General features: G+C 63.6%; 12 protein-coding genes. 10 read left to right on the forward strand and 2 right to left on the reverse strand.

The features are described 5' to 3' along the window. Nucleotides 1-2: 2 nt before the first annotated feature. The 9 genes from CBI38_RS35490 (at nucleotide 3) to CBI38_RS35530 (ending at nucleotide 9,010) form a co-directional block, all read left to right on the forward strand. Nucleotides 3-1,280, forward strand: a complete 1,278-nt coding sequence (locus CBI38_RS35490; RefSeq protein ID WP_230990368.1) for an MCE family protein — start codon at nucleotides 3-5, stop codon at nucleotides 1,278-1,280. Then, the gene (locus tag CBI38_RS35495) at nucleotides 1,280-2,425 is read left to right on the forward strand and encodes an MCE family protein (RefSeq protein WP_109336048.1); all 1,146 of its coding nucleotides are present in this window, start codon (nucleotides 1,280-1,282) and stop codon (nucleotides 2,423-2,425) included. Before CBI38_RS35490 ends, CBI38_RS35495 begins: the two co-directional genes overlap by 1 nt. Then, nucleotides 2,422-3,843, forward strand: a complete 1,422-nt coding sequence (locus CBI38_RS35500) for an MCE family protein (protein WP_109336049.1) — start codon at nucleotides 2,422-2,424, stop codon at nucleotides 3,841-3,843. The genes CBI38_RS35495 and CBI38_RS35500 overlap by 4 nt, the downstream gene beginning before the upstream one ends. Then, complete coding sequence (locus CBI38_RS35505; RefSeq protein ID WP_109336050.1) at nucleotides 3,843-4,520, forward strand: hypothetical protein; 678 nt, start codon at nucleotides 3,843-3,845, stop codon at nucleotides 4,518-4,520. The genes CBI38_RS35500 and CBI38_RS35505 overlap by 1 nt, the downstream gene beginning before the upstream one ends. Beyond that, nucleotides 4,517-5,266 (forward strand): hypothetical protein, encoded by a 750-nt coding sequence (locus tag CBI38_RS35510; protein ID WP_109336051.1) that lies wholly within the window; start codon nucleotides 4,517-4,519, stop codon nucleotides 5,264-5,266. The genes CBI38_RS35505 and CBI38_RS35510 overlap by 4 nt, the downstream gene beginning before the upstream one ends. Before the next feature lie 34 nt (nucleotides 5,267-5,300). Continuing rightward, nucleotides 5,301-6,095, forward strand: a complete 795-nt coding sequence (locus tag CBI38_RS35515) for a hypothetical protein (RefSeq protein ID WP_109336052.1) — start codon at nucleotides 5,301-5,303, stop codon at nucleotides 6,093-6,095. Beyond that, nucleotides 6,092-7,072: an RDD family protein gene (locus CBI38_RS35520; RefSeq protein ID WP_109336053.1), complete on the forward strand. Its 981-nt coding sequence runs from the start codon at nucleotides 6,092-6,094 to the stop codon at nucleotides 7,070-7,072. The genes CBI38_RS35515 and CBI38_RS35520 overlap by 4 nt, the downstream gene beginning before the upstream one ends. Before the next feature lie 72 nt (nucleotides 7,073-7,144). Continuing rightward, nucleotides 7,145-8,179, forward strand: coding sequence for an ABC transporter ATP-binding protein (locus tag CBI38_RS35525; protein ID WP_109336054.1), 1,035 nt, complete (start codon nucleotides 7,145-7,147; stop codon nucleotides 8,177-8,179). 252 nt (nucleotides 8,180-8,431) lie between these two features. Then, nucleotides 8,432-9,010, forward strand: coding sequence for a TetR/AcrR family transcriptional regulator (locus CBI38_RS35530; protein ID WP_109336147.1), 579 nt, complete (start codon nucleotides 8,432-8,434; stop codon nucleotides 9,008-9,010). Between the two features lie 54 nt (nucleotides 9,011-9,064). Here the strand turns inward: CBI38_RS35530 and CBI38_RS35535 are convergent, their stop codons facing one another. Next, nucleotides 9,065-9,871, reverse strand: a complete 807-nt coding sequence (locus CBI38_RS35535) for a crotonase/enoyl-CoA hydratase family protein (protein ID WP_109336055.1) — start codon at nucleotides 9,869-9,871, stop codon at nucleotides 9,065-9,067. A gap of 261 nt (nucleotides 9,872-10,132) precedes the next feature. On the opposite strand from CBI38_RS35535, the gene CBI38_RS35540 reads away from it, so the two are divergent. Next, nucleotides 10,133-10,969 (forward strand): hypothetical protein, encoded by an 837-nt coding sequence (locus CBI38_RS35540; RefSeq protein ID WP_109336056.1) that lies wholly within the window; start codon nucleotides 10,133-10,135, stop codon nucleotides 10,967-10,969. A 1,155-nt stretch (nucleotides 10,970-12,124) separates the two neighbouring features. Here the strand turns inward: CBI38_RS35540 and CBI38_RS35550 are convergent. Beyond that, nucleotides 12,125-12,847, reverse strand: a complete 723-nt coding sequence (locus CBI38_RS35550; protein WP_109336058.1) for an IclR family transcriptional regulator — start codon at nucleotides 12,845-12,847, stop codon at nucleotides 12,125-12,127. Between the last annotated feature and the right edge of the window lie 8 nt (nucleotides 12,848-12,855).

Consider the following 12,855-nt stretch of genomic DNA (forward strand, 5'->3'; position numbering starts at 1 on the left):
GCATGTTCGCGTCTTTGATGACACGCGGATCGACCCGACGGCAAATCACCATCCTGACCATCGTCGTCCTCCTCGTGGCCGGAACACTCGGCCTCGCATGGCGCGCGTACGACCGCGTCACAACGAGGTCCGCGGTCGCGTACTTCGAGAACACCAACGGTCTGTACGTCGGGGACAAGGTCAAGATCCTCGGCGTCGACGTCGGGGTGATCGATTCCATCGATCCGGACGGCGAGCGGATGCGGGTGGGGTTCCACTACGACGCCGACTACAAGGTCCCTCAGCAGGCCAAGGCGGCGGTACTGTCGCAGAGCCTGATCTCCTCACGTGCGATCCAACTGACACCCGCGTACACCGGCGGCCCCGAACTGAGTGACGGCGGACAGATCCCGATCGAACGCACCGCTGTGCCAGTGGAATGGGACGACCTTCGGGAACAGCTGCAGCACCTCGCCGAATCGATCGGCCCGACCGAGGCCAACAAGGCCGGCTCTCTCGGTGACTTCGTCGACACCGCAGCCGAGTCGTTGGCCGGCAAGGGGGACGACATCAACTCGACACTGACCAAGCTCTCCGATGCCATGTCCACGATGTCGGACGGCCGCGACGATCTCTTCGGCACCGTGCGCAACCTGCAGGCCTTCATGACCGCACTCGCCGCCAGCGACGATCAAATCGTCGAGCTGAATCAGAACGTCGCCTCGGTGTCGTCGGTGCTCGATAACTCCGATCAAGAACTGGCGACCGCATTGCAGAACATCGATGCGATGACCAGCCGGCTGGGGCAGTTTGTCAAAGACAACCGCGACGGGCTCAGCAAATCGGTGAGCGATCTCGCCACCGTGACAACGTCGTTGAACGAGATTCGGCCCGACATCGAGCAACTCTTGCACGTCGGTCCGACGGCGATCCAGAACTTCTACAACATCTATGAACCCGCGCACGGGTCCTTCACCGGCGCGCTGGCTGTTACCCAGCTCCAGAACCCGGTGCAGTTCATCTGCGGTGCAATCCAGGCGGCGAGTCAGCTGGGTGCGGCCGAGGCGGCGAAACTGTGTGTCCAACAGCTGGCACCGGTATTGCAGCTCGTGCAGATGAACTACCCACCGGTCGGAATCAACCCGGTGGCCGGCAAACAGGTCAGACCCGAGCAGATCGACTACAGCGAAGAGTGGCTGCGCGGCACGGTCCCTGCTCCCGCCGCTGTCGAGCCCGTCGGCGCACTTGCGGGGCTGGCAGGGCTACTCGGAATCCCGGCACCCGCTGGAGGTGGGCGATAATGGCCAACAACAAACTCACCCGGGGTGCCCTCGTGGCACTGGTCGGCGGATTCACCCTCACGGTGTCGGGGTGCGATTGGCAAGGTGCCAATTCCCTGCCACTGCCAGGAACCGCCGGTTCCGACGACGGCGCGTACACCGTCAAGATCGAGATGCCGAATGTGACATCGATCCAACGCAACAGTCGGGTACGCGTCGGCGATGTCACGGTCGGCAACGTCGACGATGTGCAGCTCGCCGGATGGCACGCCGTCGTCACGGTCTCACTCGAGTCCGACGTCCACCTCCCCGGTAACGCGACGGCGAAGGTGGGGCAGACCAGTTTGCTCGGTTCGTTGCACATCGAACTGGCACCACCATTGACGGAACCGCCCGCGGGCGAACTCCGCGACGGTGACACGATCCCGATCGACAACGCCAGCACGTATCCGACCACGGAACAGACACTGGCGTCGGTGTCGACCGTGCTCAACGGCGGAGGCCTCGCACAGATCCAGGAGATCAGTGGTGAACTCAACGCCGGGTTGTCCGGGCACGAGGTAGAAGTCCGTGACCTTCTCAATCAAGCGGATACGTTCAGCGGCAGTCTGAACGAACAGCGCGACGACATCATCACCGCCGCCGAAGGCCTCGATCGCCTTGCCTCGACCGTCGACCAGCAGAATGCCGTACTGGCCGGCGCGCTCGAACGGATCCCGCCCGCGCTCGCCATTCTTGACGAACAGCAGAGGAAGCTCACCGACACGGTGACCTCCGTCGGAAACTTCGCCGACTCGGCGAACCGGGTGGTCACGGCGAGCTCGCAGGACGTACAGACCAACGTGCGTGAGCTCGAGCCGGTGTTGCGTGAGCTCGGCAACTCCGGTTCCGACCTCACCCAGGCATTGGGTCTGCTTCCCACGTATCCGTGGCCGCTGGAAAACATTCCGAAGTTCTTCAAGGGTGACGCCGGTAACCTCTCCGCCACCGTCGATCTCACCATGGGTCGCCTCGACCGAGGATTGCTGCAGGGCACACCCCTCGAGGGGTCGCTCACGAACGCCGAAACCGCCCTTGGTCGTACGGAGGGTCGAATTCCGGCGGTCTCGACGAAGAACCCGCTGACGGCGGGACTCGACAACGTTGCGATGAGGGGTACCCGATGATTCTGTCGAAATTCGTCAAGATTCAGCTGATCATCTTCGCCGTCCTCACCGTGATCGCCCTGATCACGATGGGTGTCGTGTACATGCGGTTGCCCGCGCTGGTAGGCATCGGGCGTTACTCGGTCGCCGTCGAACTTCCGACGAGTGGTGGGCTGTACAGCAGCGCGAACGTCACCTATCGCGGGTCGACCATCGGTACCGTCACCGACGTCACGCCCACCGCCGGCGGGGCACGTGCCACGTTGAATCTCGATAGCTCGGTCAGCATCCCGGTCTCAGCCGAGGCCCAGGTGCACAGCAGGTCCGCGATCGGCGAACAGTACCTGGACTTCGTTCCCAGCTCGCTCGAGGGACCGTTCCTCGAGGATGGGGCGGTCGTACCAGCGAGCCAAGCGAGTGTGCCGCAAGACATCGGACCGATGATCGACACCCTCAACGCCAGCCTCACCTCGATCCCGCAGCAACAGCTGAGCGCACTGATCGACGAGACCCACACTGCGTTCGAGGGCTCCGGCCCCGCGCTGCAACGGATCCTCAACGGCTCCGACCGTGTCCTGGATCAGGCCTACACCGACGCCGACGCCACCACCACGTTGATCAACGACGCGGCACCATTTCTGGACTCCCAAAAGGTCAGCAGCCCCGCGATCCGCGAGTGGGTGGCGAACCTGGCGGGCACCGTCCAACAGGCCGAAGCGAATGACCAGCACGTCCGGCACATCCTGGAAACCAGCCCCGCAGCGGCCAGTGAGGCCAGTGCACTCTTCCAGCAATTGCACCCCACCGCCCCGCTCCTGGCGGCCAACCTGACCAGTCTCGGTCAGGTCGCGGTCACCTACAATCAATCACTGGAACAGCTGCTGGTTCTGCTGCCCGCCAGCGTCAGCGCCCTCAAGACGATCAACGTCCCCGATCAGGGAACGTCCAACGGCGCATTCCTCGACTTCAACCTGAATCTGAACGCACCCCCGCCCTGCACGACCGGGTTCCTCCCGGCCTCCGAACGGCGCGATGGCTCGGCCGTCGACGCTCCGACGCGCACATCGGACCCGATCTTCTGCGCGGTGCCGCAGGACTCGTCGGTTGCCGTGCGCGGCGCACGGAACCTGCCGTGCATGGACACACCCGGCAAACGCGCCCCCACCGTGGAGATCTGCAAGAGCGACGAGCCGTTCATTCCGTCGGGAACCAACCCCTGGGTGGGGGACCCGACACCGACCACCGGCAACTCCGCCGCCCCCGCGTCCCACACCCCGGAGCCGGCCGCCCCTCAGATCGGGACGGCAAGCTACAACCCACGGTCCGGCCAGTATCAGGGCAGCGACGGCAGAACATACACGCAAACAGATCTCAACCGCACGGGATCTGCGCACGGTGAAACATCGCCCGTACAGGCGATTCTGACAGGAGGCCACTGATGCTCCGACGCAAATCCGAGACCGTGTCGGATGTCGCCGCCGTCCGCGCCGCACTCGACGCACGGCAGGCCGCCGAGGCGGCCGTCCAGGCGGCCGAGGCAGCGGAAGCCGCCGCCGCCGCACAGGAAGCAGGCGATACCGGCGACATACCAGCCGTCCGCCACGATCCGCGGCGCCCCAGACCACGTACCCGCCGATGGAACACCCTCGCCGCGGCGCTGTTCGCGGTCGTTCTGGTGGGACTGGTGGTGGCCGCGGGCGCCCTCGCACACGCGCACCGCAACAGCCAGGACGCTAGCGACCAAGATCTGGCCATGCTCGGCGCTGCCCGGCAGTCAGTCCTCAACCTGATCTCTCCGAGCTCGCAGGATCCCGCGGCCGGCGCGGATCGCATCATCAACGACGCGACCGGCTCGTGGCTCACCGAATTCGAAGGCACAAAAGATCAGTTCGTCTCCGCCATCGCGGAATCGAAGACCGAGTCGAGCGGCGAAATTCTCGGTGCGGGCATCGAGGGCCGAAACGACGACGGCAGCACGACCGTCCTGGTATCGGCGGTGTCGAAGGTAACCAACGCCGCCGGCGCCAAGGACGAGCCGCGAACCTGGCGTCTACGAGTCGGCATCGTCGATGTCGACGGGTCCTACAAACTGTCAAAAGTGGAGGTCGTGCCGTGACCTGTGAACTCGAGGACAAAAATATCGCAGCGGAACCAACACAGGAACCGCCCGCCGCGGCCGAACCGAACCCAGCCACCGCCCGTCACGCCGTCTTCCTCAGATGCGGACTCACCGCGGTCGCACTCGGTGCCCTCCTGGCCACCGGGGCAGTTCTCGAGTTCCCCCTCTGGTTCATCCTTTCGGGCGCGATCGGTGTCCTCGCCATCGGCGCTCTGACCTACCGCAGTGAAATCGCGTTCACCCGCTCCGCCACCATCAGAGGGCGGCGCACGCGCACACTGGTTGCGGTGGCGCTCCTGGCCGCTTCGGCGATGGCCTTCGCCGCCGTGGCACACCTGCACTACATCGTCTCCGGCGAACGCACCGAACAGACACGGGCCGCTGTCGCCGAGAAGGCCGGTGAACTGACCGCAGGGGTCCTGACCTACAAGGCACCCACCGTCGAGGACGACGTCGCCCAGTCCAAGAGCCATCTGACCGGCGAATTCTTGGACTCGTACTCAACTCTCACCGCCGAGACGATAGTCCCGCAGGCGAAGCAAGGACAGGTCGAGACACATTGGGAAGCGAGCGGAACGTCGGTGATTTCAGCCGAACCCGACTCCGCGGTGGTACTCGTCTTCCTCCGCGGCACCACGGCAAGCGCCGCGAAACCAGATCCGACGTACCTCTTCAGCAGTGTACGAGTACGCATGGAGGCGTCCGGCGATCAGTGGCTCATCTCCCAACTCGAGCCCCTGTGAAATTCCCCGTCCCGAAACGTCCAAGGAGGCTGGGATGACGAAGACATCCACCAACACGCCACGATCGCGGATCGACGTCGACACCACGACCCTGCGCGCTCACGCAATCGAAGCCCGCGCCGCAGCGGTGGCCGCACTCGCGGCCGCCGAGCGCGCCGCGAAAGCCGCCGAACCACGTCCGCCGGACGATTCCCCCGCACCGGTCGCCGACGAGCAGCCACAGCGTGCGGCCGGACGAGGCGGTGCGTTGCGCGGGCGCCGGAGGGCAGCAATGTACCGCGCCGCGGTGGTGCTCCTCGCCGTGACCTCGCTCGCCGGCTCCGCCTCCGGTGTCAAGGCATGGTGGGATCACCGTGCGGTCGAACAACGCGATTCGGCGGACCAGGCCGTGATGCATTTTGCCGAAGACGCTGTTGTGCAGCTTATCTCGACGAACAAACAAGACCCCGACGCCTACGTGCAACGCATCCTCGACAACGCAGCCGGCCAGTGGCATGACGACTTCGATGCCCGCAAACAGACCGTTCTCGACACCATGAAAGCAGCGGGCAACGTCACCGTCGGCCATGCCGTCGAATCCGGCATCGAGCGACGAAATGACGACGGCAGCACCACTGTTCTGGTGGCCGCTTCGGCGGACGGCAATGTACCGCTCGCCGGGCCCGACGCCGCTGACCCCGCCACAGGAGCGGCCGGAGAACAGGCCCAACCCTCAGGCGGTGATCCTGGTATGACGGCGACGATCGAGCCACAGGAGTACCAGCTGCGCGTGGACGTCGTCGACGTCGACGGGCAACTCAAATTGTCGAAGGTGGGATTCGTCCAATGACGACACTGAACATCGATACCCAGGTGAAAGAAGAGAGCGCAGAGCCCGAGCGCGACAGCGCAAGGGAGCAAGGCGCATCACTTGTGCGCCGCGCCCGCGCACTGGCAATCGACATGTGCCCGCCCGTCACCGCGGCGGCCTCCGCAGGGGTGCTGTCCCACATTCTGGCGGGGCAGGTATGGGCCGTCCTGTGTTGGGGCATCGTGGCCCTGTCCGGACTCTTCATCGTCGCCAACAGCATCATCTACCAGGGCCGCACCGGACGAACCGCCGGCAAGTACCTCGAGGGCCTCCGCACGGTATCCACCACCACGGGAGCTCCGATCGGCGTCCTCCGTGCACTCATCCGGCTAGGGTGCCTGCCCGCCGACGGGATCCTGTTCCTCATCGGGCGGTTCTGGCCCCTCCATCGGGGACAGCGGCGCACATTCGCCGACAACATCGCCGGATCAGTCGTCAGAACGTACGACACGGAGGGTCCAACCGACGGTCGGCGCCGACTCGGCATGACGGCCGCAGCGGTGATCCCACTCGGTGCAGTCCTTCTCCTCGTCCTGGTCCAATTCTTCAGCCAACGCGCCGCCGACCAGGAAATCACGGCAGCGCACGGATCCGTGACGCAGGTTGCCTCCGACGGCGCCGTAGCGCTCCTGTCGTACAAGCCCGACACCGTCGATCAGGAGCTGGACGCCGCACGCGGCGTGCTGACCGGAGACTTCCTCGAAACGTACACAAAGCTCGCGAAAGATGTGGTCGCGCCGACGGCAAAAGACAAGCAGGTAACGATGCAAGCGTCCGCCGCAGGTTCTGCCGTCGAATCGGTGTCCGCAGACCAAGCATCAGTCCTCGTCTACATCAACCAGAGCACGACGACGGCAAACAGCCCCGAAACTACGCAGTCACAGAACGCCATTCGGGTCGGCCTCACCCGCGTCGACGACACCTGGTTGATCAGCAAATTCGAACCGTTGTTCTGACAGTAGGGCAGCGGGATAGTGGCCACCGCTGCTGCGAAACACCAATCCCTAGGCCGTGAGAGTGAGGAAACAATGGGTGTCGAGGTAGCGGTCACCAATCTGACGAAGTCCTTCGGATCGCAGAAGATTTGGCAGGACGTGTCGCTGACGCTTCCGCCCGGTGAGGTCAGCGCGTTGCTGGGCCCGTCGGGTACGGGTAAGTCGGTCTTCCTGAAGTCGCTGATCGGTCTGCTCCGCCCGGAGCAGGGATCGATCGTAATCGACGGCACCGACATCCTGGAGTGCTCGACCAAGGAGCTCTACGAGATCCGCAAGCTGTTCGGCGTGCTGTTCCAGGACGGTGCCCTGTTCGGGTCGATGAACCTCTACGACAACGTGGCGTTCCCACTGCGCGAGCACACCAAGAAGAGCGAATCCGAGATCCGCACGATCGTGATGGAAAAGCTTGAACTGACCGGACTGATCGGCGCCGAAACGAAACTGCCCGGCGAAATCTCCGGCGGCATGCGCAAGCGCGCCGGCCTGGCCCGGGCGCTGGTGCTGGACCCGCAGATCATCCTCGTCGACGAGCCCGATTCCGGCCTGGATCCGGTCCGCACCACCTACATCAGTCAGACGTTGATCGACATCAACGCCGAGATCGACGCGACGATCCTGATCGTCTCGCACAACATCAACCTCGCGCGCACGGTGCCGGACAACATCGGCATGCTCTTCCGCCGCCAACTGGTGATGTTCGGACCCCGCGAGGTGCTGCTCACCAGCGAGGAGCCGGTGGTCAAACAGTTCCTCAACGGCACCATGATCGGCCCGATCGGCATGTCCGAGGAGAAGGACGACGCTCAGATGGCAGCAGAGCAGGCCATGGTCGACGCCGGACACCACGCCGGTGGCGTCGACGACGTCGAGGGCATCGTCCCGCAGATGAAGGCCACCCCGGGCATGCCATTCCGCCAAGCCGTCGCCCGCAGGCAAGAACGGGTGCGCGAGATCATGGACACCCTGCCCTACAGTGCCCAGCTCGCGATCCAGGAGAGCTTCGAATCCACCGCACTCACCGAAGAATTTCCGGCCATCATGACGGACGAGATGTACGCCGTCGACTAGCGCGCGGCGAATCCGATCAACCCACGAAGAAGAGAGAGCACATGATCATCGACCTGGTAGACCCGATCCAGAACCTGGTGACCGCGATTGCGTGGTTACTCGTCAGAGGTCACCTCCCCCCACTGTAGAAACTGCGACAGCCCAGATCGACGGACGAGCGACACAGGCAGGACCATGGATTCACGGCGGCGAGTACCGTCAGCAGTATTCGACGAGGCAACGGCGGTACTCGACGAACCGAATTGGCGATATGTGGCGCAACCAGAATTATCACCGATTCTCCGCGGAGCCCTGGATGCTTTCTACGAAAAGGGCTTTCGTGGTACGACGGTGCGAGATATTTCTCAACGCGCCGGCGTAGCGATGCCCACGCTGTACTACTATCACGGGAACAAGGAAGGCATCTTCACGGCGCTGCTCGAGTGCGCGACCAAGGACTTCCTCGCGCGCGCGTACGCCGCGCGGGACGAGGGCGGGGACAAGCCGGAGGTCCGACTGGCCTATGTGGTCGAATCGATACTTCTCCGGACCCTCATCGGCCCTCGGATGGTGGCGTTGGAGCCCGATATCCGGTATCTCAGCGCACCGAATCGCGACCGCTTTGAGCGTGTGCGAACAGGGGTCGAACGTCTGCTGCTCGGGATCGTACGAGAGGGGCGCCGCCGGGGCCTTTTCACCGTATCGGATCCCGTGCTCACCACAAGGGCGTTGCTCGACATGTGTGATGCCGTTCCCAGCTGGTACGTCGAGTGTCCGCCCAAATATCATGCCGTTGCGCAGAAGTATGGTGCCATTGCATTGAACGCGGTGGGGTACAGGGCGGACGGCTAGATCGGGGCTCCGACAATCACCCGAAGCGCGGATCAAGCGTGAATAGAACCCGATTCATACCGGGTCGATGAACGAGGGGGCGCGCCCGGAGACGCCGGCAGCGACAGCGGCGACCTGATTTGGTGAACCCAGAAGTCCCAATTGAAGCCGGGATTCGAGGGCCAGCGCCTCCGCTGTGTCGCCGTTGTTCCAGCCCTCGTCGTAGAGGCGCTTTGCCGCCCGGATCGCATCTGGCGATTTCTCGGCGATGTCACCAGCCAATTCGAGTGCCGCACTGAGTGGGTCCTCGGCCGTGCGAGTGACCAATCCCAACGAACTCGCCTCCAGGCCCGATACGATTCGTCCGGTGAAAGTGAGTTCCTTCGCCACGTCGATGCGCATAACACGTGGTAGGGACTGAGTGATTGCCATGTCCGGGACCAGTCCCCACTTGACCTCCATGAGGGACAACCGGGCGTCGGGCGCAGCGATTCGGATGTCGGCGCCGAGCGCGATCTGCATACCGCCACCGAAGCAGCTTCCGGTGATCGCGGCGATCACTGGCACCGGAACTCCCGACCAGTCGTGCGCCGCGCGCTGCGCGAAATTGGCAGGTTTCCCATGCTCCCGGACGAACAGGGCGTCGATGCCTCCCGCTGAGTCAGCAAGAAAACTTGAAATGTCCAAACCTGAGCAGAAGCTGCGCCCTTCGCCATGAAGAACAACCGCTCTCACTGTGCGATCGGTAGCGAGGTGACCTGCGGCTTCGAGCAATCCCTCGAACATAGCCTTGTCCAACGCATTGTGCTTCTCGGCACGGACCATCGTGACAGTCGCTACACCACTGTCGCTCACACTGAGACGAATTCGTTTATCACTCATGGGGGCTGACTCTAACTCTGGGACTGTCCGACCCGAAAGCCGTTCGCTGGCGAAGCGTTCCTTTCTCGTCGATCTTTCGCTCCCGGTCGAGATGGCCGGCAGTGTGGCTTTCCCCCGACGCGCGCCTACCCCCAAAGTGTGATTCCCGTACCCCCCTGGGAGACGCGCGCCATGGGGTGGCGGACCTAGCCTCAAAGGATCGTTGGCCTACACCGGCCAGGCAGTGGCGATTCGCACAAAGATGTTGGACTAGGAGTAGCTATGGGGCGCATGCCATCCGAGGTCATGCAGCATGAACTCGACATGATGTGGCAGAGTATTTTCACCTGGCTGAGTTGGGCCATAGTTGCCATTATGCTGGCCGTTGCCTTCCGAATGTGCGTCCGGCAGCGGACTCCATTCTATCTGCTGGCATGCCTGGCGGCCGGTGTAGCGGCCTTCGCCGAACCGCTCTACGATGTCGCTTTCGACCTCTGGTTCTACGATGTCCACAACGGCGAGCCGGGAGCGATGTACTCCCACTTCACTGCATTCGGGGTCGTTCAGCCGAACTGGTCGCATAGCGGCTACATCATCCTGTACGCGAGCGCCTGCCTCTACGCTGGCCGTCGTATGTACGAGGGAAGCCTCCGGCGCAAGCATCTGTTCCTGATCTGGGGTGCCGAGATCATCACGTCGTGCGTATTCGAGGTCATCGGTACCGGCACAAATGTTTATACCTATTACGGTCCGTACGAGTTGCGGATCTGGAACTATCCGTTGGTCATTGGCGTGCTCGAGGGAACCCAGGTTGTCCTGTTTACTGTACTGGCGGTGCAGCTCTGGCGGCGGGTGTCCACCGCGTGGGGCCTCGTCGGCCTCTTGGCGGTCTTCCCCGTCACCATGTTCGGTGCGAACTTCGGCCTCGGTGCACCAATTATCATTGCCCTACATCTCGACGAGTCCGCATTCTCAAGCGGAATAGTCTGGGCAGCAACCCTACTCACGATCGCGTTGTGCACTCTGGCGGTGAACGGCGCGAGCAAGTTCCTTCCGCGGCCGTTTGCTACGCCCGAGCCGGATGGCGCGCCCGTTGCGAAGGCGGTCGCGGCCGCCTGAGTGTGGCTGGGGAGGGGAACCACATCGACCCGGGGCAGCGTCTGCAAAAGCGGGATCGACCAAGAAGTCCTCCTCGACGGCCGGCCGCAGCGTCGCTAGGGCCTCCAAGATGGTGCCGGACTGGGAGTGCTCGTCGACCTCGATCTTCTTCCGGGCGGCGCCCCGATCACGACTGATCTCGTCGGAGAACGCGGCCCCGGCGCTGGGACTCGTCCTGCTGCTGGCTCGGGTCGTACTTGCGGGTCCACAGGCTCGGCGTAAGGCCATGTGGACGCTACCGAACGTGTCGTCGACCAGTTGGCGGTCGCCGAGCTTGTAGTCGGACGGTAGGGGACGCGACGACGTCGTCGTCCTTCCACATGAACTGGCCGGGCAAGTCGCCGTTGATGATCGCGTTCTACCCCTAGCCAGATATGCAACTGAGGCGCCATGCGCATCGAACGTTCTCGTGGTAGCCGAAGCGCAAGCTGCTCCGATGATGGATTGGGACTTGTCCGGGGTGTGTTGCCACGCTCGGAGCGGTCACATGGACCTCACTTCGACGTAACCCAGGGTTGCCATGGGTCGCATATTCTGGATTTACGCATCACCACTCGACCGGAGAGGCGCAAACCTGATGACGCCTGAAACAGCCCGTAGCCGCCGATTCGATCGGCGCACGACGCCTCCCGCGGTCCGACAACTGTCCGTCACTGATATCGCCGGTGTTGTTGAAGCACTCACCGGCCAGAGGCTACTGCCACGCGAGGGTGCAGAGACCGACTATCGCTTGATGTGATGCTCCACGCTCGACGACTTCGATGATAGGCACCTTCACCGACCGGTGGCGATGGTGAGATCAGCGGTTTCGGGGAGCATGTGAGCGCAGGCTGGGGAAAGGTCGCGGCGCTCGATCACTCGCGGGTTGGACTGGCCGGATTCAACGGGCATCCCTCCTATAGAGCGATGGGTGCAGGTCCACTCGGCGCCGCGGAGAATGCGCGACGCCACCGCCCGAATTGGTTCAAGCTACATGCTTGGTGCGCCGCATCCGGCGCCGGACTGGACGGAGACCGGTTCCGATCGTCGCCAGTCCGGATCCCACCAGTGCCGACGTCACCAGCTGTGGGTGATGTAGGCAGGCGGCGGTGCTGTAGTACTCGGGAAGTTCGCGGCTCACCGGAGTAGCAACTTGGCGATGCTGTTGGCGGCGTAAGTTGTGGCGGACGCCAGTTCGTCCAATCGGCTTTCGATGCGTCGGCTGGGCCCGCCGATGGCCAGGCATGCCGCGAGACTCTTACCAACAACAATGCCTGAGGCGACGGCGCTGAGGTCGGGGAAGGTGTCACCGTGGTTGAAGGCAACGCCGGTGGCCCGGGCTTCGATGATTTCGGCGCGCAAGCCCTCTTGCTTCGACGGGTGAATGTGCTCGCGGATGTAGAGGTCGATCTGCTCGTCATCACGCTGGGCGAGGTAGAGCTTCTCGATGGACGACGGGTGGTCGCTGGGAGGACGAACTCGTGGCGGTGAATACCTCACAACTTGATTGGACTCCACATTGTGCAGATAGATGAGGGTCTCACCGACCACGCGACCCAACATGACCGTCTCCTCGAACTGCCGCACAAGGTCGTCCATGAAGGGCTGCGCTATCGGCACGATCGACGGGCTGTCGACAGCGGCGAGGGCGCCGATAGACGGGCCGGTACGGTAGCGCGACCCGTCGTATGTGAGATAGCCGCGGAAGACCAGTGCCTTGAGCAGTGGGTGGAGTGATGACTTGGCAGCCCCCATCTGGTGTGCCAGCTCGCCCAGAGTAATTCCGTCCTTGGACGCCGCCGCGAGTTCCAGCGCGTGCAGCGCCCGGGAGACTGCTCGGTGTCCCTCGCTGTCGGCCATACCCACCC

Origin of the sequence: Rhodococcus oxybenzonivorans, assembly GCF_003130705.1 — a bacterium.
GTDB lineage: Bacteria > Actinomycetota > Actinomycetes > Mycobacteriales > Mycobacteriaceae > Rhodococcus_F > Rhodococcus_F oxybenzonivorans.